We start from the raw sequence: 25,575 nt of genomic DNA, 5'->3' as shown, positions 1-25,575 counted from the left end.
TAAGCACAACACCCCTGTACGACTTCCGTTAATCTCCTCGCATGGGGCCGAGCACGCGGCGCGAAGCCGCCGAGGGCCGGGCGGGCGGTCCCCGCCGACGGGCCGACGCCGAGCGCAACATCGCGGCGATCGTGACCGCCGCCACCGACCTGCTCGCCCGCGACCCGGACGCGAGCATGACCGACATCGCCCGCGCGGCCGGCGTCGGGCGGGTGACGCTGTACGCCCACTTCCCGTCCCGGGAGGACCTGATCCGGACGGTGCTCGCCGCGGCGATCAGCCACAGCATGGGAGCCGTCGAGGCGGCGGCGCCCGACGAAGGGCCGCCCGCAGAGGCGTTCGCCCGGCTCATCCGTACGTGCTGGCCGATCCTCGACCGGTTCGGCAGCCTGCACGAAGCGGCCCGGCGTGCGCTGCCCGCCGAGGAGGTGCGCCGCCACCACGACCTGCCGATGGGTCGCGTCGAGCGGCTCATCGTGCGCGGTAAGGAGGCCGGGTCCTTCCGCGCCGACCTGCCGGCCGAGTGGCTCGTGACGACGGTGTACGCCCTGCTGCACGCGGCGGGCGACGAGGTCCAGGCGGGACGCCGCACCGCCGAGGAGACGGGCGACCTGCTGGAACGGACCCTGTCGGCGCTCCTGCGCACCCCGGACGCCTGAGCGCGTTTCGGGACGGACGAGATCGGGAGCGAGGCTCCCCGGCCGTTGACCGGGAGCGAGGCTCTCCGGCCGTTGATCGAGGGCGAGGCTCTCCGGCCCTCGATCGAGGGCCGGGGCTCCCGGCGGTTGATCGAGGGCCGGGCTCTCCGGCCGCCGGCCGCGCGACGCGGGACGGGTCCCACCCCCCTGCGGAGGCGGGGCCCGTCCCGGAAGTGTCAGCGGGCGGCCTGGAAGCGGCGGAGCCGCAGGCTGTTGCTGACCACGAACACGCTGGAGAACGCCATCGCGGCACCGGCCAGCATCGGGTTGAGCAGGCCGGCGGCGGCCAGCGGCAGGGCGGCCACGTTGTAGGCGAACGCCCAGAACAGGTTGCCCTTGATGGTGCCCAGTGTCCGGCGGGACAAGCGGATGGCGTCGGCGGTGGCGCGCAGGTCGCCGCGGACCAGCGTGAGGTCGGCGGCCTCGATCGCCACGTCGGTGCCCGTGCCCATCGCCAGGCCCAGGTCGGCCTGGGCGAGGGCGGCGGCGTCGTTGACGCCGTCACCGACCATCGCGACGACCTTGCCCTCGTCCTGGAGCCGCTTGACGACGTCGACCTTGTCGGCGGGCAGCACCTCCGCGATGACCTCGTCGATCCCGACCTCGGCCGCGACCGCGCGGGCCGCCGCCTCGTTGTCGCCGGTCAGCAGCACCGGCGTCAGGCCGAGTGCGCGGAGCCGCGCGACGGCCTCGGCGCTGGTGTCCTTGATCGTGTCCGCGACGACCAGCACCGCGCGCGCCTCGCCGTCCCAGCCGACCGCGACCGCAGTCCGGCCCTCCGCCTCGGCCGCGGCCTTGGCGCGCTCCAGCTCGGCGGGCAGGTGCTCGGACCACTCCTCCAGCAGGCGCGTACGCCCGACCAGGACCGCGTGGCCGTCCACGATGCCCTGGACGCCGAGTCCTTCGACGTTGGCGAAGTCCTCCGGCCGGGGCAGTGCGCCGACCCGCTGGGTCGCGCCCTTGGCGATGGCCTGGGCGATGGGGTGCTCGGAGGCGTCCTCCAGCGCGCCGGCCAGCCGCAGCACCTCGTCGGCGTCCTGCCCGTCGGCGGTGACCACGTCGACCAGGCTCATCTTCCCCGTGGTGACCGTGCCGGTCTTGTCCAGCACGATCGTGTCGATCCTGCGGGTCGACTCCAGCACCTCGGGGCCCTTGATGAGGATGCCGAGCTGCGCGCCGCGTCCCGTACCGACCAGGAGCGCGGTCGGGGTGGCCAGGCCCAGGGCGCACGGGCAGGCGATGATGAGCACCGCGACGGCGGCGGTGACGGCGGCGGAGACGCTGCCGCCCGTGCCGAGCCAGAACCCGAGGGTGGCCACCGCGAGGGTGATCACGATCGGCACGAAGATGCCGGAGATCCGGTCGGCGAGCCGTTGCACCGGTGCCTTGCCGCTCTGCGCCTCCTCGACCAGCCGGGCCATCTGCGCGAGCTGCGTGTCCGCGCCGACCTTGGTGGCCTCGACGACGAGGCGGCCGCCCGCGTTGACGGTGGCGCCGACGACCGTGTCGCCGACCCCGACCTCCACGGGCACGGACTCGCCGGTGAGCATGCTCGCGTCGACCGCCGAGCTCCCCTCGACGACGGTCCCGTCGGTGGCGACCTTCTCGCCCGGCCGGACGACGAACCGGTCCCCGGCCTTGAGCTGTTCGATCGGGACGCGCTCTTCGCGCTCGCCGCGCAGCACGGCGACGTCCTTGGCACCCATCTCCAGCAGCGCCCGCAGCGCGGTGCCGGCGCGCCGCTTCGACCGCGCCTCGAAGTATCGCCCGGCCAGGATGAACACCGTCACCCCGGCGGCGACCTCCAGGTAGATGTTCCCGGCTCCGGAGGCGCGCTCGATGGTGAAGGTGAACGGGTGCCGCATGCCCGGCTCTCCGGCGGTGCCGAAGAACAGCGCGTACAGCGACCAGCCGAATGCCGCGATGGTGCCCAGGGACACGAGCGTGTCCATCGTCGCCGCGCCGAGCCTGAGGTTCTTGTACGCCGCGCGGTGGAACGGCAGCGCCCCCCACACCAGCACCGGCGCCGCGAGCGTCAGCGACGCCCACTGCCAGTACCGGAACTGCAGCGCCGGGACCATCGCGAGGAGGATGACCGGGACGGCCAGCACGGCGCTGACGAGCAGCCGGTCGCGCAGGGCCCGTACGGGCGCGTCCTCGGCCGTCTCCTCCTCGGCGGGCTCGGGGGTGGGGAGTGCGGCGGTGTAGCCGGCCTTCTCCACCTGGGCGACCAGGTCGTCGGGGGTGACGCCGGGGCCGAAGCTGACGCTCGCCTTCTCGGTGGCGTAGTTGACGGTCGCGGTGACGCCTTCGAGCTTGTTGAGCCGCTTCTCGATGCGGTTCGCGCACGACGCGCAGGTCATACCGCCGATCGCCAGCTCGACCCGATCGGGTGTCGTGTGCGTGGTGGTGCTCATCGCCCCTCCTGGCCTGCGTGGTGCTGGTGATCGCCGGAGGTGCCCGCGCCTGTCGTTGCGCCGGCGACGACGGTGAACTCGGCGGTGTGGACCGCGCCGTCGTGCTGGAAGTCCAGGTAGAGACGGTACGTGCCGGCGGACGGTGCCTCGGCGTAGAACGTGATGGTCGGGCCCGGCTTCGTCTTCCCGTCGCCCGGCTCGCCGTCCGGGTGGACGTGGAGGTAGGCCAGGTCGCCCTGGCGCAGCGCCACGAGGTGCCCGTACGCGGCGAGGTAGGGCTGCAGGTCGGTGACCGGTTTGCCGTCCCGGGAGATCGCCAGGTCCAGCCGGCTGGTCCGGCCCGCCGCCAGGGTGCCGTTGAGGGTGACGGTGTAGCCGTCGACGGTGGCGATCTCGGCCGGGGCCGGCAGCGGCCGTGGCGTGGCGTCGCCCGCGACGGTCGTGTCGATGCCGAGGGTCAGCGGGTCGGCGCCGGTGGGCTTGAAGTCGGCGAACGCGCGGTAGGTGCCCGGCCCGCTCAGCGGGGAGGCCACCCGCCAGATGCCGTCGGCGGCCATCGTCGGGTGCACGTGCCGGAAACCGGACAGGTCGCGGCGGACGACGATGAGATGCATCCGCTTGTCGTGCTGCGTGTCGAACGCGGTAACCGCCCGTCCGCTCGGCCCGAGGATCCGGAACGCGAACGCGCCGGTCGCGTCGGGCACGGTGGTCAGGGTGTAGCCCCGGTCGGACACCAGCAGCCCGCCCGGCAGCGCGCTCTCGGGGTTTTGGTGCTCCATGCCGCCGTGCATGGTGTGCGGCTTCTCCTCGGCCCCAACGGGGCCGGTCAGGTGACCGGCCCCCAGCGCCGCGCCGAACACCGCCGCCAGCCCGAGGCCGAAGATGCCGAGCCTGGCCGGTGTGTTCATCACTGTCTCCCTTTGCTCCGGTCGTCTCCGGAGCCGCTCGCTTCGATCAGGAAGGGACGACTTCGTAACCGGCCTCGTCCACCGCGTCCCGTACCGCCTTCTCGTCGAGAGGGGCGGCGCTGGCGACGGTGACCACGCCGGAGGCCAGGTCCACCTTCACGTCGGTGACGCCGTCGATGGCACCGACCTCGGTGGTGACGGCCGAGACGCAGTGCCCGCACGTCATTCCCTTGACCGTGTACTCGGTGGTGGTCATTCCGTTCTCCTTACGCGTCGTTCGAAGCCGGAGGTTCCGGCCGAGTCTCAACCTATACCCATCCGGGGTAGGGCATATCGGGGACCATAACATACCCCCGGGGGGTGTCAAGAGCCGATGCGTACGCGAGGAGGCGGTGCGGAAGGGGTGTCAGCTCGTCTTCGTGATCACGCCGACGCGGGTGAACACCGTCTGGCTCGCGTCGGTCTTGTAACCGGTGAGGCTGAACCACATCTGGGTCGGCGACTGGAGCACCAGTTGGGCGTTGCTGCCATTGGGGCAGTCACCCTTGGTGACGCCCTCGACGAGGTTGACCGTCGTGGAATTGGGGACCGCTTGCGCGGCCCAGGCGTTGCTGATCTGCAGCCGGCTCGCGCACTTGTAGTCGCCGTAGTCGGCGGTCGCGGACGTCGCGCCCGCCGCGATGGTGATCCGTACGCTGCTCTTGCTGCCGGGGGACTCGGTGACGGTGCCGGACCAGGTGCCCGCCATGTCCGCCGGGAACACGCTGGCCAGCGGCGCGGACGACGACGTCGTGGGCGTCGGGGTGGGCTTCGGCGTGTGGCCGCCCTGCTGCGTGGTGAGCACGAGCGGGATGGCGACCGCGGCGGCGGCGAGGACGACACCGGCCGCAACGCCGTACACGACCGCCGGTCGCCGAAGCGGCTTGTCCGGCGGCATCGTGACGGTCGGAGGCAGGTACGGGGAGGGGGTACCCGGCGGCCACGACGGCATCGGCGAGAGAATCGCCGGCCCACCGGGCACCGGCGTCCGGCGGCCGAGGAGCCGGAGCAGGACATCCTGCGCGCTGGGCCGCGCCGCCGGATCCTTCGCGAGGCAGTCGGCGACGATCCCGCGCAGCGGCTCGGCGAGGTCCCCGAGGTCCGGTGGCTCGTGGATGATCCGCCTGATCACCTGCATCACGCTGTCCTGCCTGAACGGGGGGCGCCCGGTCGCGGCGAAGACGATCACACATCCCCACGCGAAGACGTCCATCGGCGCCGCGGCCGGCGCCCCGCCGATCTGCTCCGGCGCCATGTAGGCGGGCGTACCGACGACATGCCCCGTCAGCGTCCCCGCGGCGTCCACTGCCCGGGCGATTCCGAAGTCGATCACGCGTGCGCCGTCGGGACCCATCATGACGTTGCTCGGCTTGAAATCCCGATGGACGACGCCCGCCTCGTGGATCGCGGCGAGCGCCGTCGCGGTCGCCACCGCCAGCCGGTGCAGCGCCGAGCCGACACGCGGCCCCTGCTCGGCGACCAGCCGATGCAGCGAGGGCCCCGGAATGAACTCACTCGCGATGTACGGCTGGATCGCGTTGAAATCGACCTCGATGACCTCGGCCGTACAGAACGCCTCGACCCGCTGGGTCGTCTGGATCTCCTTGACGAAGCGGCCGAGCTGGGAGGTATCGTCCGGCCGCGCGTGCAGGACCTTCACCGCCGCGCGCCTGCCGGTACCGTCCTCGCCGAGGAAGACGACCCCCTGCCCACCCTCACCAAGCCGGCCGATCAGGCTGAACCGCCCGATGGTCGCCGGATCCCCCGCCCGCAGCCCGTCAACGTCGGACATCGCCCCGCCTTCCAGTACCGCACCCCACGATGCGGCCGGATCACCGCGATTTTATCGATCAGCGGTCGAATAGGGCAGACCTCGGCATCCCCGACACGCGCGATATCCGAGGAACGGCAGGACAGCCTTGATCGCCGAGGATCTCAGGTGCCAGAGCACCAGAACTCCTCGGCCATGGGAGCCAACGGTGACTCATCGGGAGCAGTCGACCGGGGAAGCCCTCGACTGGAAGACGAATATCCACAACATGTGGACGACGTCGCGGTGTTGGCTCGATTCACCTGACTACCCGATCGGCTGCCAAAGCACGGGAAAGGCCTGATCGCCGTCGGTGGTGGTGTCAGCTGAAAAGGCCGACGAGGGACCCTGCCCAGGTGTTCAGGAAGCCGACGGCGCTGTGCACGGCCCAGCGCTGGGTGAGGTAGCCGACGGTCTCGATCAGCAGGATCCACACGGCGGCGCAGAACAGACTCGTCGCGATGGCGGCGCCCCAGGAGTCGCCGGTGTCCGGATACGTGCCGACCAGGCCGAACACGATGCCGACCGCGCCGAGGATCAGCGCGCCGATCACTGCTCCCGCGTAGAGGTCTCCGGCGATCGCTCCCACGACCAGTCCGGCGGCGAGGCCGATGAGGAGCGATATCGCCCCCATGAACAAGGCGATGCCGGTCATTATCTCGTACCGCGTGATCGCGAACGCGGCGACGGAGAAGACGGTGAACATGCTCAGAGGCAGAAAAAGGGCGGCCGCGAAGTAATCGGTGTGCGCCGCCGGATGGGCGAAGCCCATGCCGACGACCAGTGGCGTTCCGACCAGCAACAGCCCGGTCAGGAAGAGGCCGAGATTGCGCCACCCTTTGGAACCGCTGGTCCCATCGTCTTGCCCGGCCGTGGGCTTCCCGCCGGACTTGGGGGATTCGGTCTGCAGCGTGCTGGATGGAGGCGCGGCAACACCCCCTGGTCGTGTCGCCGGGATCTCGGAGAAGCGTTCTGCCCCGGACGCGGGTGGTGGCGTGTCGGCCGCGCCTTGATCGGCGCTGTCGGGTTCGGGCCCGTTGCCGGTGGTCTCCGTGGTGACGGTCGGGGTTCTGACGGCTCGTAGTCGCTGCAGCGTCTCTTCCGTCGGCGGTCGTCTCGTCGCGTCGGGGGCCAGCAGGTCTTCGATGAGCTCGCGCAGTGCCCCCGCGTGGCGCATGGAGATCGGCCGCTCGTACAGCGTGGCATGGACCGTCGCGGCCGGATTGTCGCGGCGGAACGGGGCATTGCCCTCGACGGCGTAATAGAGGGTGGCGGCGAGGGAGAACAGGTCCGACGCCTCGATGGGGCGTTGTCCCCGGAGGCGTTCCGGGTCGATGTAGCCCGGTGTCCCGATCAGCGCACCGCTCTGGGTGAGCGTCGTGTCGTCCGCGTGCACGGCGATGCCGAAGTCCACCAGTGTCGCGTCGCCGGCGGCATTGATCAGGATGTTCGCCGGTTTCAGATCGCGGTGCAGCACGCCATGGCCGTGTACGAAACGGAGCGCTCTCAGCAGTTGTTCGGCGAGATCGGCGGTGCGCTCCTCGGTCAGCGGGCCGTCCTCCCAGACGATCTGCTTCAGGGAGCGTCCTTCGACGAGGTCCATCACCAGCCACGGGAGGCCTTCGACGGTGATCAGGTCGCGTACGGAGACGATTCCCGGATGCGGCGGCAGTCTGGCGAGGGTCCGCCCCTCGCGGCGAGCGCGGGTCAGTAGATCCTCGGGGATCGCGCCCTCCGCGGGGATGATCATCTGCTTCAGGGCGACGTCGATCTCCAGGTGCTGGTGATGGGCGCGCCAGACCGTTCCCATCCCGCCCCTGCCGAGGCGTTCCTTCAGGAGGAACCGGCCGTCGATGACATCACCGGCGCGATGTTCGCCTCCCACCCGCGCTTCCTCCCCGCCGCGTCGGCCTCCGCTCCGCCGGAGTGCGCTACCGACCTTGCACCAGCGCCCCTTCGCGCGCAAGCGCGCGAAGGGGCGCAGACGGAGTAGTCCGGTGCCGCGACGGCTCCGAGCGGCTGACGGCCGCGGATCAGATCCGCGACCGAGTGCGCGTCAGCGGTACGACCGTGGATCGTTTCGGTAGTCGTCGCGATAGTCGTTTCGGTACTCGGCCGGGTGGTTCTCCCGGTAGTCCTGATGCCGCCGGTGGCGTACGGCGGTACGGGAGACGCCGAGCAGTGGGGAGATGATCGCGATGCCGATCACGAAGTAGAACGCCGCGGTCTCCACCTGGGTGAGGATCTTGTGGTCGTCGAGGAACACCTGCAGGACGACGAGGATCATCGCGAGTGACGCGATCCAGGTGAAGAACTGCGAGGCGCTTGGAGTGGTCGCCATCAGTAGGTGCAGGAGGGCGGTCGCGATCAGCGTCACCAGCGCCGCCGCGATCGGGAATGCGACCATCGCATAGTCGGCGGACTGTCTCAGTCCTCCGGGGCTGATCAGGGGAGCGTGGAGCAGCCGGTGCATCACCATCACCGCGACCAGCGCGACGCCGGCGGCGACCAGCGCGGTGGCCGCGCCGCCCGCCCAGAGTCGGCCTGCGTCGGCACCGGTCCTCTCGTCCCACGAATAGTCCGTCGAACGCATACGTTCTCTCCTCGTCGGGGTGGCGGCTCGGGGGTGGCCGTGTCCCCTCGTCGGGTCCGGGACCTCGCTAGGCTGCCGAAACGTCACGCTGCGTGTCAACACAGATGGCGCTTTTGGTCACAATTCACCCACCAGGCGCAGAAGGCAACCGCAGGCGCACGGTGGTCATCATCCGTTCGTCCCGCCGTCGGCACCCGGCCCGTCGGCTCCCGCGAACCGTACCGCCACGGCCACCGCCAAGAACGGAACGGCGGCCAGGGCGAACAGGGCACCGGGGCCCGCCCAGGTCGAGCCGAGCGCGTAGGCGGAGTAGGCCGATACCGCGACGACCTCCGAACCGAAGCCGGCGACCGACGTGACCGTCGCCCGGGACTCGTCGCCGATCTGCTCTTGTAGTCGCGCGTCGGCATTGCTCATCGCCCATTCGAGGACGCCGAAGGCCAGGGCGACGGGCAGCAGCCCCGCCGCCCGGCCGCTCGCCGCGCCGACGGCCAGGCATCCGGTGGCGAGCACCAGCAGGCCGGCCGTCCACCGCGTGCCACGCCCGGCGAGCCAGCCGCCCGCCGTCATCCCGGCCGTCACCAGCAGGACGAGGAGCGGAACGACGGAGGCGCGGGCACCGGTCGACCCGGCGAGCAGCGGGACGTACTCGTCGAGGGCGCCGGCGGTTCCCATCAGCACCGAGACGATCAGCAGGGACCGGCGGACCGCGGGCGTACGGCGGGCCTCGGCGAGGCCGACGCGGAGTACCTCCCGGTATCCCCGGCCGCGCTCGGTACGGCCCCGCGAATCGGGCAGCGAGCAGGCGGCAGCCGCGCAGAGCAGGCAGGCGGCAATGCTCGCGATCCCCGCGGCGCGGTGGCCGCCCAGCGCGATGACCGGCCCGGCCAGGCCGGTCGCGGCCATGACCGCCAGCATGCCCATGGCGTGCGTACGGCCGAGGATCCGCGGATAAGCGTCGGCCGCGCCGTGGTGCGAGAGCTCCTCGTACACGAGGGCCTGCAGCGTCCCCGAACGCAGCGCGCTGCCCGCACCCCAGAGCACGAAGCCGAGCGCGAAGGAGACGTACGACGGGGCGAAGGTCCACAGCGCGAAGCCCGTACCGGTGAGGAGCGGGGCGATCGTGAGCAGCGACCTGCGCGAGAAGACGTCGGCCCACAGGCCCGCCGGGATCTCCAGGACGAAGGAGGTCACCGACCAGATGACGAACAGCGACGAGATCGCGGCGGGAGACAGCCCGGCCTTGGCGAACAGCACCGCGTAGACCGGATACAGGAGGACGAAGTCCTCGAGGAACGCGTAGGTGTACAGCCGACGCGCGAGTCTGGAAGCAGGTGAAGATCAATGTCGTCGTCGCATGGCCGTAGCGTACGACAGAGCCGCCCGCGCGGCCATCGGGTTTGGCTTCCCCTCCCGTCCGGCGGAGATCGGGGACCGCCGAAGAATTTTTCGGCGAGCTGTCGATTTCGCCGGCACCCGTACGTCGGTGGGGCGACTCACCAACGGACGCCAGGAGGCGTGACATGCGACGGCTCATCGCTGGAATGAAGATCTCTGTCGACGGGAAGATGGAGGGTCCCCAGGGCTACGCGGACTGGGTGGCGGCCTGGCAGGACGACTATGACCTGACGTCGCAGGTGGACGCGTGCGTGCTCGGCGCGGCGATGTACCGCGGCTACGAGACGTACTGGACCGCGATCCAGACCGAGCCGGACGGGCACCATTGGATCGGCGACAACCCGCCGACGCCGGGTGAACTCGAATGGGCGAGTTTCGCCGCGCGGACCCCGCACTATGTGCTGTCGAGCACCATGGAATCGGCTCAGTGGCCGAACACCACGTTCCTGCGGAGCCTGGACGACATCGCCGCGCTCAAAGAGCAGACCGGCAAGGACATCTACCTGATGGGAGGCGCCCAGATCACCGCCGGCCTGGTCGACGCAGGGCTGGTGGACGAGCTCCGCCTCATCGTCTACCCGCTCATCGCTGGTGAGGGGAAGGCCCTCTTCGCGGGAACGGAACACCGTCATGGGCTCGAACTGCGGAAGGTTCAGCAGTTGTCGGACGGCCGGGTGAGCCTCATCTACGGTTCCGCCGGATGAACGAGTTCAGCTCGGCCCATCCCGCAGAAGGAGCCACGCCCATCGGGTTGTACGCGCGCCGCGACCGTAGACGTCGGGCACATTATTGACGACGGTCAGATGAACGCCTAAAGTCGGCTTGACCTTTCGAATCGCAGGTGAGTCGACGATGAACCTGGACGACGAGCGCCGCGTCTCCCGCACCCCGCGGGGATGACGGCATGGGACGCCCCGATGCCCGCGCGCCGCGGCAGACCGCCGTGGCGGCCGACGACCGCGGGTTCACGACGATGTTCCCCGAGGCGGGGAGGCTGCGCCCGGAGATAGCGCAGTCGTGGCGGCGCTCGTCGCTGTCCGGGCTTCGCCCGGGCGCGCCGGCCGACCGGTTCACCGTCCTCGACGTCGACCTGCGCAGCAGGCTGCTCGTGGCGGCCACGCCGGTCCTCGACGCGATGGCCGAGGAGCTCGCCGGGACGGGCTTCTTCGTCGCCCTCGTCGACCAGGAGTCACGGGTGGCCGCGCTGCGGTTCGGCGAGCGGTCCGTGCGGGCGACGATGGAGGGGCTCGGCGCAGCCTTGGGCCGGCCGTTCCGCGAGGACACCACGGGCACGAACTCCATCGCCACCGCCTTCGAGCTCCGCCAGGGCATCGCCGTACGCGGCCGGGAGCACTACCTCGAGGCGTTCAAGCGGTTGAGTTGTTACGGACATCCACTGATCGACCCGGCGAGCCGGCGGTTGGTGGGCGTCCTGGACATCACCTGCCAGACCAGGGACGACAGCCCGCTGCTCGCCCCGTTCCTCCTGCGCGCCGTACGGGACATCGAGCGTCGCCTGCTGAACGGCGCGCGAGAGGCGGAACGCCGCATGCTGGCCGCGTTCCAGGCGGCCGCGCTGCACAAGACCCACCCGGTGCTGATGCTCGGCAACGGCATCGTGCTGGCGAATCCGGCGGCGATCGAGACGCTGGACGGAGCCGACCACGCGCTGCTGTTCGGGCTGACCGCCGACGGGCCGTCCGTCCGGCCGGCGACGCGGGAACTGGCCCTGTCCTCCGGGCGCACGGCACGGGTCGCCTGGTCGCGCGACGGCGACAGCGGGGGGACGCTGTTCGAGCTGTTCTTCCTCGATGACGGCGCGAACCACGTGCCGCGTCGCGCTCGGCCGGACCGAGAGCTCGAACGCCACCGTGAGCGGAGGCTGCCCGTGCTCGTTCGCGGCGAGCCGGGCTCGGGACGTAGCACGGCCCTCCGGTCGCTGGCGGGACCCGCCGCACCGGCCGTCCTGGACGCCGTCGACATCGATCGACGTGGGGAACGCGCCTGGCTGGCCGCCCTGGAAGGCCTGGCGGGCGAGCACGACGGGCTGGTCGCGATCGAGGCCGTGGAGCTGCTGCCGGAGCCCGTCGCCGCCAAGGCCGCACGCGTGCTGCGCACCGCCGGGGCGTGGTTCGCCCTGACCACGTCGTCCGCGGCCGAACTGCGCGGCGAGCGGGCCGCTCTCGCGGCGCACTGCATCGCGCGCGTGGACCTGCCGCCGCTGCGCGCCCGACGCGACGAACTCCCCGAACTGGCCCAGGTGATCCTGGCCCGGCACACGAGAGGGAGGCTGCGGCTGACGCCGACGGCTCTTGAGGTGCTCTCCGGTCATCCTTGGCCGGGCAACCTCCGGGAGTTGGAGGAGGTTCTCCGGGACGTCGCCACACGCCGCTCCGCCGGGGACGTCACCGTACGGGACCTGCCGCCCGCCTATCAGGGCAGCCGCCGGTCACGTCGGCTGACCCCGCTGGAGCAGGCCGAACACGACGCGATCGTCGCGGCGCTGCGCGCCAGCGAGGGCAACAAGGCGCACGCGGCACGACGCCTCGGCATCAGCCGAACGACGCTCTACAACCGCATCCGCGCCCTCGGCGTCGCCCTCTGACGCCGTTCCCGTCGTGCCGCCGTTCCCGTCGTGCCGCCGTTCCCGTCGTGCCGCCGTTCCCGTCGTGCCGCCGTTCCCGTCGTGCCGCCGTTCCCGTCGTGCCGCCGTTCCCGTCGTGCCGCCGTTCCCGTCGTGCGCGATGTCCCGCCGCGGGCTGCCGTGCTCCTGCCATCCACGCCCCCGGCCATGGCGCGTCGTCACATCAGGACGACGGGCTTGACCGTGACGCCCTTCTCGGAGTCTTCGGCGGCACGGTTGATCTCGGCGAACGGGTACGTGCGGATCAGCCGGTCGAACGGGAACCGGCCGCGCCCGTACAGGTCGATGAGCTGCGGGATGAACAGCCGGGGGACGCTGCCGCCCTCGATGATGCCCCGCACCGACTTGTCGAACAGCAGCGCCGACATGTCCAGTGATACCTCGGTGCCCATCGGGGCGGCGCCGATGACCCCGCAGGTGCCGCCGAAGTTCAGGGAGTCGACGGCCGTGCGCAGCACCGCCGGACTGGCCGTGGTCTCCACCGCGAAGTCGGTGCCGCCGCCGGTGATCTCCAGGATCTGCTCGACGAGGCCGTCGGCCGTGCCGTGGAGGCCGTGCGTGGCGCCGAGTTCGGCGGCGAGCGCCAGCCGTTCGGGGACCAGGTCCACCGCGATGATCGGGCCGCAGTGCGCGACGTCGGCCGCCATGATCGCGCTGAGCCCGACCGTGCCCGCGCCGAAGACGACGATGGAGCTGCCGGGCGGTGGGGCGAGTGAGTTCAGGACCGCGCCCGCTCCCGTCTGGACGCCGCAGCCGAGCGGGGCGGCCACTTCCAGCGGCAGGTCGGAGGGCAGCGGCACCACCGTGTGCTCGGGCGCCAGCGCGTAGGTGCTGAACGACGACTGGCCGAAGAAGCTCGCGTTGATCGGCGAGCCGTCGCCCGTACGTACGGTCGCGGAGCCGTCGGGGCGTCGGCCACCGAAGTTCCGGGGGAAGAAGTCCGTGCAGTACGCGGGCCGCCCGCGCAGACAGTTGCGGCAGGTTCGGCAGAAGTCGAAGGACATCGCGACCCGGTCGCCGGGCCGTACGGAGGTGACGTCGGAGCCGACCCGCTCCACGATGCCGGCGCCTTCGTGGCCGAGCACCACGGGGGGTTCCGGCGGATACCACTGGTCCCGGACGATGAGGTCGGTGTGGCAGATCCCGGACGCGACGACCCGGACGACGACCTCATCCGGCCGTGGCTCGTCGAGGACGACCTCGCGCAGCTGGAACGGTGCGCCCTTGCCGGCCATCACGGCCGCGGTGGCGTACATGAGCATTGACCCCTATCCCGCCAGGTAGACGGACTTGAGCTGCTGGTAGGCGGTGAGCCCTTCCGGGCCGAGTTCGCGGCCGATGCCGCTGTCCTTGACGCCGCCGAACGGTGCCACCGGCTCGGGCAGGTAACCGTTGACGCCGATGGTCCCGGTCCGGACCTCCGACCCCGACCGCGACGCCGCGGTCGGGGTCGGAGGTCCACACCGAGCCGCCGAGGCCGTAGTCGGAGTCGTTGGCGATCGCCACGGCCTCGTCGACGTCGGCGTACGGGGTGATCGCCAGCACCGGGCCGAAGATCTCCTCCTGGGCGATCGTGGCGCGGTTGTCGACGTCGGCGAACACCGTCGGCTCGACGAACCATCCCCGGTCGCGGCCGGCCGGCCGCCCGCCGCCCGCGGTGAGCCGGGCGCCGTCGCTGCGGCCCTTGGCGATGTAGGACTCCACCCGGTCGCGCTGCCGGGCGCTGACCATCGGGCCGATCTGCGTCTCCGGGTCGAGGGAGTCGCCGACGCGCAGGGACCTGGCCATCGCGGTGACGGTGTCCACGACTCGGTCATACCTGCTGCGCGGGGCGAGGACACGCGTGCCGAGGTAACAGGTCTGGCCGTTGTTGAGCAGGCATGCCCCGAACAGGTCCTGGAGGTGCCCGTCCAGGTCGGCATCGTCCAGCACGATCGCGGCGGACTTGCCGCCGAGTTCGAGCGTGACCGGCCGCAGCAGCCGGCCGCAGGTCTCGGCGATCGACCGGCCGGCCGCCGTCGACCCGGTGAAGGCGACCTTGTCGACGCCCGGGTGCGCGACCAGGTGGGCACCTAGCTCCCGCCCGCCCGTGACGATGTTGACGACGCCGGGCGGGAGCTGCGCGTCGATCACCGCCTGCGCCAGCAGGTAGGCGTCGAGCACGGTCTCCGGCGACGGCTTGATCACCATGGTGCATCCGGCGGCGAGCGCCGGCGCGATCTTGAAGGACGCGAGCGTCTGCGGGTAGTTCCACGGCACGATCGCCGCCACGACCCCGATCGGCTCCCGCCGGACCAGCGCGGATCCGCCGAGCAGCCCCTGTCGGGTCTCCTGCGCGGGCGTCCGGCGGATCAGGTCGGCGTAGTAGCGGAGCACCAGGGCGGGCATGCCCGCCTCGATCTGCCGGGCGATCGCGATCGGCATGCCGTTCTGGCCGCTCACCCGGGAGGCCATGTCCTCCGCCCGCGCGTCGAGCGCGTCGGCCAGGCGCTCCATGGCGCCGGCCCGCGCCTCGGGCGGCCACGCGGACCAGCCCGACGGGTCCTCGAACGCCCGGCGCGCCGCCGCGACCGCGTCGTCGACGTCGGCCTCGACGGCCTCGGGGACGTCCCCGATCTCGTCCTCGGTGTTGGGGGACCGGACGATGATCCGCCCGGTGCCGTGCGGCCCGGCCCATTCGCCGTCGATGAACAGGGCGTCGTATCGCAGTCGCATGCCGTCCTCCGTTTCGCCGGGAGAGGCCGGGCCGCCGGTGACGGCCCGGCCGGCTTCCGCACCGAAGCCCATGGTCGGGCCGTCGGCGTCCTGCTAACTGTCCAATTTCTGGACACCGCCGCACCCGGCCGCTTCAGGGGAGAATGCCGGTCATGTCCAGGTCCACGACGACGGTGCCGCCCCCTGCGGCGGCCCTTCCCGCCAACGAGACGAACCGCTACCTCGCCAAGGTCAAGACCTCCCTGGCCCGCCGGTGGTCGCACACCCGCATGAAGGAGCTCTACGACCAGGCCGACCTCGCCCGGTTCCTGTGGGCGCTGGAACGGGAGGCCGAGGCACTCGACGTGCTGCGCTCCGTCACGGCGGCCGTGCCGGTGCCGGGCGCGGAGCCGAACTACAACGTCTGGAGCCCGGTCGTCACGATGAACGCGCTCGAGGCGCGGATCCGCCGGCTCGCGGGCGACGAGGCGGGGGCCGCGACGGCGACCGCGCGGATCCTGGCCGACCCCGGACTCGCACCGAACCGCGACTTCATCACCGAAGAGATCGCCAAGGCACCGGCCGCGCTGGAGGAGGCGAACGCGGAGACGTCGGTGAAGTGGGCGTGCCACAAACTGTCGCGGCGAACCGGCTCGCTCATCCACCTCTGCGAACTGGCCGTCGCCGGCCACCCGTACGGCCAGTGGTACGACGCCGAGGAGGTGGACCGGCTGATCGTCGAAGGGCGCGCGCTGCTGGCCGCCCGGCTGCGGGCGGCGGCCTGACCCTCAGGCGGCGGTCCGACCCTCAGGTGTGCTCGGGCGTGCTGGACGCCGTCCCATCGGTCAGCCGTCGGTACGCGTCGGGGGAAGGATCCGGCACAGAGCCTCGACGGCCGCGCCGTACCCGTGGTCCGGCGGGGTGGCGTAGCCGACCACCAGGCCGTCCTGGACGGGCATGGTGGCGGCCGGGTGGCGGAAGTCGGCGAGTCCGTCCAGGGCGATCGACTGCCGAGCGGCGGCCTTGACGGCGGACTCCTCGGTTCCGGGTGGCAGGTGCAGAACCGCGTGCAACCCGGCGGCGATGCCGGTGAGAGCGATATGCGGGGCGCGGGTGCCGAGGGCGGCGACGAGGCGGTCACGACGGGCCCGATAGCGCTGGCGCATCCGGCGGATGTGCCGGTCGTAGTGGCCAGAGCCGATGAACTCGGCGAGGGTCAGCTGATCGGTCACACTCGCCCAGGCCTCCCGCTCACCCTTGGCCGTCAGCACCGCGTCGACGAGATGCTCGGGCAGGACCATCCAACCGAGCCGCAACGCGGGCGACAGGCTCTTGCTGACCGAGCCGAGATAGACGACCCGCTCGGGGTCGAGGCCCTGGACCGCACCGACCGGTTCACGGTCGTAGCGGAACTCACCGTCGTAGTCGTCCTCCAGGATGACGCCATCGCGGGCTCGGGCCCAGTCCACCGCGGTCACGCGCCGCTCAGGGTGCAGCGGTCCTCCGGTCGGGAACTGGTGCGCCGGCGTGAGCAGCACCGCTCGCACCCCCTTCAGGGACCGCAGTTCGCTGACACGGGTACCGGACTCGTCCAGCGTGAGCGGGACCGTACGGACGGATGCGGCCTCCAGGAGAGAACGGTGGAACGCGAGCCCGTAGGACTCCACCGCCAGCGGACCGCGCAGGACCCGGCCACCGAACAGCAGTCGCAGCGCGTGGGCGAAGCCGGAGCACACCACGATCCGGTCGGGTGTCGTACGGACACCACGGGCGCGTGCCAGGTACTCCGCCAGCGCCTGGCGCAGTTCCGCACGGCCTCGCGGATCGCCTGGGCCGAACGCCTCGTTCGGCGCGGCGTTCAGCGCGCGGCGGACGGCGGCCAGCCAGGCCGCCCGTGGGAACGAGGCGGCGTCCGGCTGCCCCTGCCGCAGGTTGTGCGTCGGCGAAGCCGGACGCGCGGGCGCCCTCTTGGACGCGCGAGGGGACCGGATCGGCTCGGCCCGTGGCGCCACGCGGGTGCCGGATCCCTGTCGGGCGATCAGCCATCCTTCGGCGACCAACTCGGCGTAGGCGTCGGCGACGGTGTTGCGGGCCAGCCCGAGGTCCGCTGCGAGGGAGCGGTACGGAGGCAGGCGCGTGCCCGGAGGGAGCCTTCCGTCACGTACGGCCTCCCGCAGCGCTCGGATGAGGACCGCGCGGCGGCTGCCGTGGCCGGACAGGTCCAGATGCAGGTCACTGCCGATCCGCTCGGCGGAATTGACCCATGAATTCGCCACGGAAATGAACCTTATCCAAGGTCTTTCCGGTTTCTAGCGTGGAGATCATGACGAACGAGAGCACGGTCACCGCGAGTCCCCGAGTGGACCTCCAGCCGGTGACCGACGACAACGAGCGGGCGGTACGGTTCCGGCGCCCCGGCGCGGCACTGGCACTGCTGGCCTTCGCCCAACTGATCATCTCTCTCGACTACAACATCGTGTACGTGGCGCTGCCGGAGATCGGCTCGGCGCTCGGCTTCTCGGCGCAGACGCTGCAGTGGGTGGTGAGCGCGTACGCCGTGGCCTTCGGCGGGTTCCTGCTGCTGGGCGGACGGGCCGTGGACCTGCTCGGGCCGCGCCGGATCTTCGTGCTGGGGCTGGTCCTGTACGCGGTGTCGTCGCTGGCGGGCGGCCTGGCCACCGCGCCCCTGACGCTGGTGGCGGCCCGCGCGGTGCAGGGGCTCGGCGGCGCGTTGTTGTTCCCCGCGACGCTGACGCTGGTCTCCACCGGCTTCGCCGAGGGCCGCGAACGGAACCGTGCCTTCGCGGTGTGGGGCACCGCCGGCGGCAGCGGCATGATCCTCGGCTCGCTACTGGGCGGGGTGCTGACCGACGCGTTCGGCTGGGCCGCGGTGTTCTTCGTCAACGTGCCGCTGGCCGGTGTCGCCGCGCTCCTCGCCCTGCCGCTGGTCCCGTGCGGTGCCGCGCGGAGGACCGGCCGCCGGTTCGACCTCGCCGGGGCGCTCACCGCGACGGCCGGGACCACGCTGGTGGTGTTCGCCCTCGTCCAGGGGCCGGAGTCCGGCTGGGGCGCGCCGACCGTGGCGGGAGCGGCCGTGCTCGGCGTGGTGCTGCTGGCAGGGTTCGTCGCGATCGAGGCCCGCAGCACCGACCCGTTGCTGCCCCTGCGGCTGCTGCGCGGCCGTGACCTGGGCACCGGTGCGCTGGTCACCTTCCTGTACATGGGGACCTTCGGCACCCTGCTGTACTTCCTGACCGTCTACTTCCAGGTCGTGCACGGATACGACGCGCTGCGCACCGGCCTGGCCTTCCTGGTGCCGATGGCCGCGATCGTCGCCGGATCGCAGCTCGGCGGCCGGCTGGCGACCGCCCGCGGCACCCGCACCGCCATGATCGCCAGCCTGGTCGTCGGCGGCGTCGGGACCGTCATCGTGGGCGCCGGCCTGACCACCGACGGCTCCTACCCGGCGCTGCTGCCCGGCCTGATCGTCCTCGGCGTCGGCCAGGGCGCCGGCTACACGCTGATGTTCGGTGCCGCGACCGCCGGGACGCCCGCCGACCAGCAGGGCGTCGCCTCCGGGGTGGCCTCGACCGCGCAGCAGGTCGGCGGGGCGGTCGGCCTCGCGCTCCTGGTCGCGATCGCGGGTGCCCACACCGGCGGGAAGACCGGGCCCGCACTGCGCGCGGCCACCACCGACGGCCTGCGCACCGCCGTCTTCGTCGCGGCCACCGGGATCGCGCTCACCGCCCTGGTCGCCCTCGGCTTCACCCCCACGCGCCGCCGGACGGAGCACACCGACGTGCTCGAGAACGTCGCGGCCTGACCACCACGAGAGAAGGAAGACCATGAATCCCCTGACCCCTCTGCGCTCCATCGTCCGCGGCCGGGTCCTGCTGCCCGGTGACGCCGGCTTCGACGCCGCCCGCCGCCCGTGGAACCTGGCCGTCGAGCAGCCGGTGACGGCCGTGGTCGAGGCCGCCGACGCCGACGACGTCGCCGCGCTCGTCCGCCACGCCCGATCCGCCGGACTGAGCGTCGCCACCCAGCCGAACGGGCACGGGGCCACCGGCCGCACCGAGGGCACGATCCTGCTGCGCACCGGTCGGCTGGACACCCTCGAGATCGATCCGGCCGCGCGCCGCGCCCGCGTCGGGGCGGGCGTGCCCTCGGGCCGCGTGCAGGCCGCCGCCGCACCGTACGGCCTGACCGGCCTGCCCGGCAGTTCCCCGGTCGTCAGCGTCACCGGCGTCGCCCTCGGCGGCGGACTGAGCTGGTTCGGCCGCGCGTACGGCTGGGTCGCCGACAGCGTCACCGCCTTCGACGTCGTGGACGCCGAGGGGCGGCAGCGGCACGTCACCGCCGACACCGACGCCGACCTGTTCTGGGCCCTGCGCGGCGGAGGCGGCGACTTCGCCATCGTCACCGCCCTGGAACTGGCCCTGCACCCCGCGCCGCACCTGTACGGCGGCCGGGTCCTGTGGACGGCCGAGCACACCGCGGACGTGCTGGACGCCTACCGGCGGATCGCCGCCACCGCGCCGGACGAGCTGACCGTCTGGCTGGACCTCCTGCACTTCCCCGGCGCGGACCCCATGGTCGCCGTGGACGCCACGTACCTCGGCGACGCGGACGAGGCACGCGACCTGCTGAGCCCCCTGAACCGCCTCGCCCGGCCGCTGTCCGACGGCAGACGGGTCATGCCGGTCTCCGAGCTCGGAACCATCACCGCCGAACCGACCGACCCGGGCGCGGGTCTGTCGCGCGGCGAACTGCTGACCGAACTGGACGACGTCGCGGCCAAGACGCTGCTCGCCGACCCCATCGCCCCGCTGCTGAGCGCGCAGGTCCGGCACCTCGGCGGCGCGTTCACTCAGCCGTCCGACAGCCCGCACGGCCCGCTGACCGAGCCCTTCGCGCTCTACCTGTTCGGCATCCCGGCCGACCCGGCGACGGCCCAGGCCGTCGCGGACCGGCAGCGCGCACTCGCCGAGGCCCTCCCCGCCAGCGGCCGCAAGCCCCTCACCTTCCTGAACCCCGGGGAGACCGCGGCCGACGCGTTCACCCCCGCTACGCTCGCCCGGCTGCGCGACGTCAAGCGCCGCCACGACCCGCACAACGTGTTCCGCAGCAACTTCCCCGTGCTGCCCTGACGGGTTCCCGTCAGGCGGTGGCGGCGCCGCGCGGAGGGACGTCGGGGACGCCGAGACGGCGGTGCTCGATATGGCTGACGGCCTCGTCCAGCAGCGTGGCGACGTGGTTGTCGTACAGCTGGTAGACGATGCTCCGGCCGTGCCGGTCCCCGGTGACGAGCCCGAGATGGCGCAGGTAGCGCAACTGGTGGGAGACGGCCGAGCGCTCCATGGCGATCGAGTCGGCGAGCTCGCCGACGGAGCACGGGCCCTGCCGCAGACGACTGAGGATGCGCAGCCGGCTGGGGGTGGCGAGGGCCTGCATGGTCTCGGCGACGCTCTTGGCCAGGTCGGCGTCGATGGGCCCCGTGGGGGTCGTCTGTCCGTCAACGCCGTGTCCCATATCGCCATCGTAACCGCGAGGAACATGTGAACACCTATTCACGTGATCACCTATGATGGAAGGGAATCACCGTACGAGCCGAGGAGTGCGCCGCCGTGACATCCGCCGTTCCCGCGTCCACCGGACGTGACGAGGCCGCCGACCGGAGAGCGGCGAACCGCGCGATGGCGGTCTCGGCGGCGGGCCTCTCGGTGACCGCCCTCGTCGAGATCGCCCTGGCCCTGGTCACCGGATCGGTCGCACTGCTCGGCGACGGCCTGCACAATCTGTCCGACGTGTCGACGTCGGCGGTGGTCTTCCTCGGCTTCTGGATCTCCCGGCGGCCCGCGACGGCCCGGTACCCGTACGGCTACGAGCGGGCGGAGGACCTCGCCGGGCTCGGCGTGGCGCTGGTGATCTGGGCCAGCGCGCTGTTCGCCGGGTACGAGAGTTACCAGAAGCTCGTGGGCGGCTCACCCACGACCGACGCCGCGCTGGGCATGGTGGGCGCGGCGCTCGGGATCGTCGGCAACCAGATCGTCGCCCGGTACAAACTGCGGGTGGGCCGCCGGATCCGGTCGGCGACGATGATCGCCGATGCGAAGCACTCCTGGCTCGACGCGGTGTCCTCGCTCGGCGCGCTGGTCGGCCTCGCGCTCGTCGCGGCCGGGTACCGCTGGGGCGACCCGGTGGCCGGGCTGGCCGTCACACTGTTCATCTGCCACGTCGGCGTCGAGGTCACCCGCGACCTGCTGCACCGCCTGATGGACGGCGTCGACCCCGAACACCTCGACGCCGCGCGTACGGCCGCCGCCGGTGTGCCGGGCGTCGGCGCGGCCGAGGTCCGGGCGCGCTGGATGGGCCGAACCCTCGCCGTCGAGGTGGAGACCCATCTCGACGACGGCATCAGCCTCTTGGACGCCGACGGGATCAACGCCGCGGTGGAGCGAGCGGTACGCACCGCCGTTCCCGACGCCGGCGACGTGCACGCCCACGCCCACGCCACCCGATCGGCCCCACCCGTACCGGCCGACTCCGGCCCTCGCTGACCTGTACACCCGCGCCACCCGGCCCGCGCCGCCCGTACCGGCCGGCGTCGACCCCCGCTGACGACCACGCTCACGCCGCCCACCCCACCGACGCCGGTCCCAAACTGACGCCCCATGCCCCGCCTGCGTGACGGTGGAGGCGTTCACCGGGGCAGTGGCGGACCTGCTGGACCCCCTGGGGTGAGGCCGCGCAGCGTGCCGAAGAAGAGCGCCGCGCTGTCCTCCCAGGTGGGGAACTCCTCGGCCCGCCGCCGCGCCGACGCGCCGAGCCGGTCACGCAGGGCGGAGTCGGCGCACAGCCTCGCCAAGGTGGCCGTCAGGGCGGGGAGGTCGCCCGGTTCGACGATGAGGCCGTCGCGTCCGTCCCGGGCCAGATGGGGGAGGTTGCCCGCGCGCCATCCGACGACGGGCAGCCCGGCGGCCATGGCCTCCCCGTACACCGTGCCGTACGGCTCGCGCAGGCTCGGCAGGACGAAGACGTCGGCGTCCCGGTAGAGGCGGGCGATCTCCTCCTTCGGCAGGCGTCCGTGGCGGACGACGCGCCCGGCCAGGTCCGGCTCGCCGAGCCGTCGCCGGACCCGAGCGGCGTACGCCGGGTCGGCGTCCTCGTCGCCGGCCAGGTGCAGGCGGGCGGTGCCGTCGGGGAGGGCCGCGACGGCGTCGAGCAGGTCGAGGACGCCCTTGCGGGGCAGCCAGTTCGCCACGCACAGGAGCGCCGCGCCGGCCCCGGCGCGCAGGTCCGCCCCCGGACCCGGAGGCGGCGCCGGAACGTCGCGGCCCGGCGCTACGACGACGAGGCGGTCGCCGAAGCCCTGCCGGGCGAGCTCGGTGCCGAGCGGTTCGCTGGCGACGAGCAGCCGGGCGGCCCGCCGGTACGTCCGCCGGTCCAGCACGGCCTGCGCGAGCGCGCGCGGCCGGCCATGGTCGATGCCGCCGGGCGGCTGGTGCAGGATCGCGGCGACGGGCAGGCCCGGCGGCAGGCGCACCGGCGCGAGGAACGCCGCGCAGATGCTGTCGATCAGCACCACGTCCGGACGCTGCTCGCGGACCGTCCGCAGGACCCGGCGTGCGGCCAGGGCCGGGAGCGGGAACGCCAGGGACGGGAAGGAAGCGAAGGTGAGCCGGGCGTCGTACGCCGGCGCGAGCTCGGCCATCCGCCGGTGGTAAAGGTAACCGCCCGTCATCGTCAGCGGATCGCCCAGAGTGACGAGGGAGATCGACAGGGTGCGCGTCATCCACGTGGCTCCGACCGTTTTCGGGGCCGGCGGCGTGTACGGCGGCGGTGAACGGTATCCGCTGATGCTGGCCCGGGCGCTGGCACGCGGCGTCGACTGCGAGCTGGTGACGTTCGGGCCGGGTGCCCGCCTGATCCGGGAGCCGGGCGGCCTGCGGATCCGGGTGCTGCGCCGGTGGGGGTGCTGGCGCGGGCATCCCGCGCACCCCCTCGCCCTGGGCCTACCATCGGCGCTCGCCGACGCCGACGTCGTCCACACGCATCAGCTGCGCAGCGCGCCCAGCCGGCTGGCCGCCCTCGTACGGCGACGGCACCTCGCGGTGACCGATCACGGGCTGGGCGGCGGCGGGTGGTGCGGGCTGCTGCCGCGCCTGTTCGAGCGGTTCCTCGTCGTGTCGCGGTTCTCCGCGCGGACGCTGAACGCCCCGCCCGGCCGCACCGACGTCCTGTACGGCGGCGCGGACCCGGCCTGGTACCGCCCGGACCCGCGCGCCGACCGCGCCGGGGTGCTGTTCGTCGGGCGGATCACTCCGCACAAGGGGCTCGACCGGCTGATCCAGGCGTTGCCCGACGGCGCCGAGCTGACCGTCGTGGGCAGTACCGGCCACGATCCGCGTCCGCCCGAGTCCGGCTATCTCGTCCTGCTCGCCCGGCTCGCCGCGGGGAAGCCCGTACGGTTCGTCGGCCCGGTCGACGACGCTGAGGCGGCCCGGCTGTACCGGGAGGCCGCCGTCCTGGTGCTGCCGTCGGTGCACCGGACCTGCTACGGGCGGACGGTGGAGATCTCCGAGCTGCTCGGCCTGACCGCCCTGGAGGCGATGGCGAGCGGCACGCCGGTGATCTGCAGCCGGATCGGCGGGCTGCCCGAGGTCGTCCGCGACGGGGAGACCGGGTTCCTCACCGAGCCGGGCGACGTCGGGGAGTTGCGGGACCGCATCCGCACGCTGCTCGCGGACCGCGTGCTCGCCCGCAGGCTCGGCGACGACGCCCGGCAGCTCGTCCTCGAGCGCTTCACCTGGGACCGCTGCGCGCAACGCTGCCTGACCGCCTACGCCACGATGCTCGACGTGTAGCCGCCGAACGCCTCCGGCGACTCCCAGACCCGTACGGACAGGGTCTCCGCGCCCGACTTGCGTACGGTCTCCGCGAGCGTGTCGTGCGCCCAGCGCGCCAGCACCTCGACGGTGACCGCCGCCGCCTCGGGCGGGCGGATCATCTCCAGGTCCCGGTTCTCGATCCGTCCGAGCATGTCGGCGAGCGCCGCCTCCAGGACGTCCAGGTCGCAGACCATGTCCTGCTCGTCCAGGCGTTCGCGGCCCACGACGACCTCGAACCGGTAGTCGTGGTGGTGGAGCTCCCCCTCCGGCGGCGGTTTACCGGGCATCTGGTGGATCGCCCGTACCGTCTTGTTCAGCCCGACCTCGTACCCCATCTACGCTCCCCTTCCGTACGACAGCGCGGCGTGCATGACGCCTTCCTCGCCGCGGTCCAGAGCCGCGAACGCCTCGGCGACCCGTTCGACCGGGAAGGTGTGGGTGGCGAGCGACTCCAGCGGCAGCTCGGCCAGCAGCGCGGCGGCCTCCCGGCGCCGGCGCTCGATCGTCCAGCCGCCGCTGAGCGCGGCCGGGATCGTCGAGACCTGCGTGCTGCGGATCGTCAGCCGGCGGCGGTGGAAGTGGCGGCCGAGCGGCAGCGTCGCGTCCTTGGTACCGAGCCACGAGGCGATCAGCAGGGTGCCCTCGTGCGCGAGGAGAGCGAGCGCCGGGCCGGGCGCGTCCGGGCTCCCGGTGGCGTCGATGACCGTACGGGCGCCCGCGCCGCCGGTCTCCCGCCGGACCACCTCGGCCACTTCCTCCGGCGGTACGGCGCGCAGGCCCAGCGACGCGGCGAGCTTCCGGCGCCAGGGAAGCGGCTCGGCGGTCACGGTGCGCGCGCCGGTCCGTTCGAGCAGGAGGGCCGTGAGCGTACCGAGCACGCCGAGGCCCAGCACGACGACGGTGTCGCCGTAGCCGGGCGCGGCGTCCAGCGTGACCTGCAGGGCCGTCTCCACCAGCGGGAACAGCGTTGCCGCGCGCGGGTCCACCGCGGGCAGGCGGATCAGGGAGTCCTCCGATGCGGTGAACACGTCCTGATGCGGGTGAAAGGCGAAGACCAGGTCGCCGTCGTCCGCGCGGCCGACGCAGCTGTAGCCGTAGACGAACGGATAGCCGAAGGTGCCCGACAGGGCGTCGATACCCTCGTCGAGGGCCGTCTCCGGCGGGACCTCCCCGCGGTAGGCGAGCAGCTCGGTGCCCGAGCTGATGCCAGAGAAGATCGTCTCGACCGTGACCTGCCCGGGTCCCGGGGACTCGACCTCGCGTTCGCGCAGCTCCACGCGCCGGGGGCCGACATGCAGAACGAACCGGGCTTTCACGGCGCGTCTCTACCCTTCCGTGGACTCCGAAAAACCGCGTTGGTCATGCGTCGCGATTGAAGCACGTTGTCCCATGACGTGAGTCCGGGAGGTCCCCGAGTCTCGACAGGTACGCACGCCGGACGATCGGTACTCCGCGTGACCAACACCGGGCCGGTCGTCCCACC

Annotated in this window: 22 protein-coding genes and 1 pseudogene; 8 read left to right on the top strand and 15 right to left on the bottom strand. The window is 72.4% G+C overall.

What is annotated here, in order from left to right; translation table 11 throughout:
• Positions 1 to 41: 41 nt before the first annotated feature.
• The gene (locus tag ACQP2O_RS52580) at positions 42 to 659 is read left to right on the top strand and encodes a TetR/AcrR family transcriptional regulator (RefSeq protein ID WP_433177886.1); all 618 of its coding nucleotides are present in this window, start codon (positions 42 to 44) and stop codon (positions 657 to 659) included.
• Between the two features lie 215 nt (positions 660 to 874).
• On the opposite strand, the gene ACQP2O_RS52575 is transcribed toward ACQP2O_RS52580, so the two are convergent.
• The 7 genes from ACQP2O_RS52575 to ACQP2O_RS52545 all read right to left on the bottom strand — a co-directional run bounded on the left by ACQP2O_RS52575 (position 875) and on the right by ACQP2O_RS52545 (position 9,740).
• Entirely contained in the window at positions 875 to 3,115 is a 2,241-nt protein-coding gene (locus ACQP2O_RS52575; RefSeq protein ID WP_433177884.1) for a heavy metal translocating P-type ATPase, read from the bottom strand.
• The gene (locus ACQP2O_RS52570; protein WP_433177882.1) at positions 3,112 to 4,023 is read right to left on the bottom strand and encodes a hypothetical protein; all 912 of its coding nucleotides are present in this window, start codon (positions 4,021 to 4,023) and stop codon (positions 3,112 to 3,114) included. The genes ACQP2O_RS52575 and ACQP2O_RS52570 overlap by 4 nt, the downstream gene beginning before the upstream one ends.
• A 46-nt stretch (positions 4,024 to 4,069) precedes the next feature.
• A complete protein-coding gene (locus ACQP2O_RS52565; RefSeq protein ID WP_433177880.1) occupies positions 4,070 to 4,279 on the bottom strand; it encodes a heavy-metal-associated domain-containing protein in 210 nt (69 codons plus the stop codon).
• A 150-nt stretch (positions 4,280 to 4,429) separates the two neighbouring features.
• A complete protein-coding gene (locus tag ACQP2O_RS52560) occupies positions 4,430 to 5,854 on the bottom strand; it encodes a serine/threonine protein kinase (protein WP_433177878.1) in 1,425 nt (474 codons plus the stop codon).
• A gap of 340 nt (positions 5,855 to 6,194) precedes the next feature.
• On the bottom strand, positions 6,195 to 7,757 hold the full coding sequence (locus ACQP2O_RS52555; RefSeq protein ID WP_433177876.1) for a protein kinase domain-containing protein: 1,563 nt from the start codon (positions 7,755 to 7,757) through the stop codon (positions 6,195 to 6,197).
• A gap of 171 nt (positions 7,758 to 7,928) precedes the next feature.
• Positions 7,929 to 8,465, bottom strand: coding sequence for a DUF6069 family protein (locus ACQP2O_RS52550; RefSeq protein WP_433177874.1), 537 nt, complete (start codon positions 8,463 to 8,465; stop codon positions 7,929 to 7,931).
• A gap of 168 nt (positions 8,466 to 8,633) precedes the next feature.
• On the bottom strand, positions 8,634 to 9,740 hold the full coding sequence (locus ACQP2O_RS52545) for an MFS transporter (RefSeq protein WP_433191491.1): 1,107 nt from the start codon (positions 9,738 to 9,740) through the stop codon (positions 8,634 to 8,636).
• A gap of 248 nt (positions 9,741 to 9,988) precedes the next feature.
• Here ACQP2O_RS52545 and ACQP2O_RS52540 point away from each other — a divergent pair, with 248 nt between their 5' ends.
• Together ACQP2O_RS52540 and ACQP2O_RS52535 are read left to right on the top strand one after the other, a co-directional pair.
• Positions 9,989 to 10,567 carry a dihydrofolate reductase family protein gene (locus ACQP2O_RS52540; protein WP_433177872.1) on the top strand — a complete coding sequence of 193 codons (579 nt, stop codon included), beginning with the start codon at positions 9,989 to 9,991 and terminating at the stop codon, positions 10,565 to 10,567.
• A 200-nt stretch (positions 10,568 to 10,767) separates the two neighbouring features.
• Positions 10,768 to 12,468, top strand: coding sequence for a sigma-54-dependent Fis family transcriptional regulator (locus ACQP2O_RS52535; protein ID WP_433177870.1), 1,701 nt, complete (start codon positions 10,768 to 10,770; stop codon positions 12,466 to 12,468).
• Positions 12,469 to 12,665: 197 nt separating this feature from the next.
• Here ACQP2O_RS52535 and ACQP2O_RS52530 read toward each other — a convergent pair whose 3' ends face one another.
• The 3 genes and pseudogenes from ACQP2O_RS52530 to ACQP2O_RS52520 form a co-directional block, all read right to left on the bottom strand.
• Positions 12,666 to 13,763 (bottom strand): NAD(P)-dependent alcohol dehydrogenase, encoded by a 1,098-nt coding sequence (locus ACQP2O_RS52530; protein ID WP_433177868.1) that lies wholly within the window; start codon positions 13,761 to 13,763, stop codon positions 12,666 to 12,668.
• Between the two features lie 12 nt (positions 13,764 to 13,775).
• A complete protein-coding gene (locus ACQP2O_RS52525; RefSeq protein WP_433191488.1) occupies positions 13,776 to 13,892 on the bottom strand; it encodes an aldehyde dehydrogenase family protein in 117 nt (38 codons plus the stop codon).
• A 115-nt stretch (positions 13,893 to 14,007) separates the two neighbouring features.
• Positions 14,008 to 15,222, bottom strand: a pseudogene (locus ACQP2O_RS52520) (aldehyde dehydrogenase family protein); the annotation flags it as partial.
• Between the two features lie 152 nt (positions 15,223 to 15,374).
• Here ACQP2O_RS52520 and ACQP2O_RS52515 point away from each other — a divergent pair.
• Positions 15,375 to 15,986 carry a hypothetical protein gene (locus tag ACQP2O_RS52515; RefSeq protein ID WP_433177866.1) on the top strand — a complete coding sequence of 204 codons (612 nt, stop codon included), beginning with the start codon at positions 15,375 to 15,377 and terminating at the stop codon, positions 15,984 to 15,986.
• 60 nt (positions 15,987 to 16,046) lie between these two features.
• On the opposite strand, the gene ACQP2O_RS52510 is transcribed toward ACQP2O_RS52515, so the two are convergent.
• The gene (locus ACQP2O_RS52510; RefSeq protein WP_433177864.1) at positions 16,047 to 17,477 is read right to left on the bottom strand and encodes a PLP-dependent aminotransferase family protein; all 1,431 of its coding nucleotides are present in this window, start codon (positions 17,475 to 17,477) and stop codon (positions 16,047 to 16,049) included.
• A gap of 47 nt (positions 17,478 to 17,524) precedes the next feature.
• Here ACQP2O_RS52510 and ACQP2O_RS52505 point away from each other — a divergent pair, with 47 nt between their 5' ends.
• Both ACQP2O_RS52505 and ACQP2O_RS52500 read left to right on the top strand, forming a co-directional pair.
• Positions 17,525 to 19,024, top strand: coding sequence for an MFS transporter (locus tag ACQP2O_RS52505; RefSeq protein ID WP_433177862.1), 1,500 nt, complete (start codon positions 17,525 to 17,527; stop codon positions 19,022 to 19,024).
• A 22-nt stretch (positions 19,025 to 19,046) separates the two neighbouring features.
• On the top strand, positions 19,047 to 20,351 hold the full coding sequence (locus ACQP2O_RS52500) for an FAD-binding oxidoreductase (RefSeq protein WP_433177860.1): 1,305 nt from the start codon (positions 19,047 to 19,049) through the stop codon (positions 20,349 to 20,351).
• Positions 20,352 to 20,361: 10 nt separating this feature from the next.
• Here ACQP2O_RS52500 and ACQP2O_RS52495 read toward each other — a convergent pair whose 3' ends face one another.
• On the bottom strand, positions 20,362 to 20,733 hold the full coding sequence (locus ACQP2O_RS52495) for an ArsR/SmtB family transcription factor (protein WP_433177858.1): 372 nt from the start codon (positions 20,731 to 20,733) through the stop codon (positions 20,362 to 20,364).
• Between the two features lie 95 nt (positions 20,734 to 20,828).
• Between ACQP2O_RS52495 and ACQP2O_RS52490 the strand changes: the two genes are divergently transcribed.
• The gene (locus ACQP2O_RS52490) at positions 20,829 to 21,761 is read left to right on the top strand and encodes a cation diffusion facilitator family transporter (protein ID WP_433177856.1); all 933 of its coding nucleotides are present in this window, start codon (positions 20,829 to 20,831) and stop codon (positions 21,759 to 21,761) included.
• 143 nt (positions 21,762 to 21,904) lie between these two features.
• On the opposite strand, the gene ACQP2O_RS52485 is transcribed toward ACQP2O_RS52490, so the two are convergent.
• Positions 21,905 to 22,996 (bottom strand): glycosyltransferase family 4 protein, encoded by a 1,092-nt coding sequence (locus ACQP2O_RS52485; protein WP_433177854.1) that lies wholly within the window; start codon positions 22,994 to 22,996, stop codon positions 21,905 to 21,907.
• 4 nt (positions 22,997 to 23,000) lie between these two features.
• On the opposite strand from ACQP2O_RS52485, the gene ACQP2O_RS52480 reads away from it, so the two are divergent.
• Positions 23,001 to 24,068, top strand: a complete 1,068-nt coding sequence (locus ACQP2O_RS52480; protein WP_433177852.1) for a glycosyltransferase family 4 protein — start codon at positions 23,001 to 23,003, stop codon at positions 24,066 to 24,068.
• On the opposite strand, the gene ACQP2O_RS52475 is transcribed toward ACQP2O_RS52480, so the two are convergent.
• Together ACQP2O_RS52475 and ACQP2O_RS52470 are read right to left on the bottom strand one after the other, a co-directional pair.
• A complete protein-coding gene (locus ACQP2O_RS52475) occupies positions 24,044 to 24,427 on the bottom strand; it encodes a 6-pyruvoyl trahydropterin synthase family protein (protein ID WP_433177850.1) in 384 nt (127 codons plus the stop codon). The two genes, ACQP2O_RS52480 and ACQP2O_RS52475, sit on opposite strands and share 25 nt — an antisense overlap.
• Complete coding sequence (locus ACQP2O_RS52470) at positions 24,428 to 25,408, bottom strand: zinc-dependent alcohol dehydrogenase (protein ID WP_433177848.1); 981 nt, start codon at positions 25,406 to 25,408, stop codon at positions 24,428 to 24,430.
• Positions 25,409 to 25,575: the final 167 nt, after the last annotated feature.

It is taken from the genome of Actinoallomurus sp. CA-150999 (assembly GCF_050942425.1).
Classification (GTDB): Bacteria; Actinomycetota; Actinomycetes; order Streptosporangiales; family Streptosporangiaceae; genus Actinoallomurus.
This window is presented reverse-complemented; position numbering and strand designations above follow the sequence as displayed.